Origin of the sequence: Yinghuangia sp. YIM S09857 (assembly GCF_051388915.1) — a bacterium.
Classification (GTDB): domain Bacteria; phylum Actinomycetota; class Actinomycetes; order Streptomycetales; family Streptomycetaceae; genus Yinghuangia.
This window is the reverse complement of record NZ_JBPKBH010000022.1, coordinates 133,829-135,643: the sequence shown is the minus strand read 5'-3', so window position 1 is coordinate 135,643 and position 1,815 is coordinate 133,829. Positions and strand designations below refer to the sequence as shown.

Here is a 1,815-nt window from a genome sequence, read left to right as displayed (position 1 = left end):
CGGAGCCGCCACCACGGCCCCGGCGCCGCTTTCGCGTTCCGCGGCACACGCCCGCCGCTCATCCCATCCAAGAAGATCCCGATAAAAACCAGCCCGACAAATATCGTCTCTAAGAAAACTATCTGCTAGCGTCTCTCCCGTCGGCGGACGAGGAGTCCGCGGCCTCCCCGTCCGAAATCCCGATCAGGAGAGACACCCGATGGCGCAGACCGACCGGCTCCACTCCGGCTCCCGCACGTACCCGCGCTCGCTCGCCCTGTCGCTGCTGAACCTGGGCATGCTGATGGTCATCCTCGACGGGACGATCGTGACGGTGGCGCTGCCGGCCATCGGCGAGGACCTCGGCTTCTCCGCCGCCGACCTCGCGTGGGTCATGAACATCTACATGATCGCCTTCGGCGGCCTGCTGCTCCTGGCCGGACGACTCGGCGACATCTTCGGCCGCAAGCGCATGTTCCTCGCCGGACTGGCGGTCTTCACCGTCGCCTCGGTGGCGGCCGGACTCGCCACCAGCCCCGAGATGCTGCTGATCGCCCGGTTCGTCCAGGGCGCGGGCGGCGCGATGTCCTCGGCGGTCAGCCTCGGCATGATCGTCACGCTGTACCCGGAGCCCGCCGAACAGGGCAAGGCCATCGGCGTGTTCAGCTTCATCGGCGCGGCGGGCGCGTCGCTCGGCCTGGTGCTCGGCGGCGTCCTCACCGAACTCGCCGACTGGCACTGGATCTTCCTGGTCAACCTGCCCATCGGCGCGGTGACCCTGCTGCTCGCGGCCCGCGTCCTGGCCTCCGACACACCGACGGGACCGCGCGGCAAGGCCGACGCCGTCGGGGCCGCGCTGGTCACCTCGGGCCTCATGCTGCTGGTGTACGCGGTGGTCCAGGCCGAGGAGCACGGCTGGGCGTCCGCTCGCACCTGGGCCCTCGTCGCCGCCGCGTTCGCCCTCATCGCGCTGTTCGCGGTGCGCCAGGCCAGGACCCGCACCCCGCTGATCCCGCTGCGCACCTTCCGCTCCCGCAACGTCAGCGGCGCCAACGCCGTCCAGATCCTCACCATCGCCGCGATGTTCGGGTTCCAGGTGCTGGTGGTCCTCTACATGCAGCACGTACTCGGCTTCGGCGCCGCGAAGACCGGCTGGGCGATGCTGCCCACGGCGGTCGCGATCGGCGCGGTCTCGCTCGGCGTGTCGGCCCGCCTCATCGCCCGCTTCGGCGCCCGCAACGTGCTGCTCACCGGCCTGCTGGTGCTCACCGCGGGCATGCTCTACCTGGTACGCGTCCCCGTCCAGGGCTCGTACGCCGCCGATCTTCTCCCGGTCTTCGCCCTCCTCGGCGGCGGCGGACTGGTCCTCCCGGCCCTCGCCACGCTGGCCATGTCGGACGCCCGGCCCGAGGACGCGGGCGTCGTCTCCGGCCTGTTCAACACCACGCAGCAGATCGGCGCCGCGCTCGGGGTGGCGCTGCTCAACACGCTGTCCACCTCCCGCAGTGAGGACCTGCTCGCCGAGGGCAAGGACACCGCGACCGCGCTGACCGGCGGCTACCACCTCGCCTTCGCGGTCGGCACGGGCCTCCTGGCCGCCGCGGCGATCCTGACCCTGACCGTCCTTCGCACGCCGCGCACCGCCGATGCCGGTTCCGTGCCGATCGCTTCTTCCGCGGACGGGACGGACTCGGCGGAAGCGGGAAACGCGACCGGCGGCACGGACGCGACCCGGACCGCGGCGAGCGCCGGGGCCGCGCCCCACATCTAACTGATATCAACCGTTAACGAATCTACTGACCTCTGTCTGACTGTTTCTCCGATGAGCGAGGGCCG

The 1,815-nt window shown here is 70.8% G+C and carries 1 protein-coding gene; it reads left to right on the top strand.

Annotated features, from left to right (window positions below; all coding sequences use genetic code 11):
- Positions 1–199: 199 nt before the first annotated feature.
- Positions 200–1,750 carry a DHA2 family efflux MFS transporter permease subunit gene (locus ACRX5S_RS33915; RefSeq protein WP_436777034.1) on the top strand — a complete coding sequence of 517 codons (1,551 nt, stop codon included), beginning with the start codon at positions 200–202 and terminating at the stop codon, positions 1,748–1,750.
- The last annotated feature ends 65 nt before the right edge of the window (positions 1,751–1,815 follow it).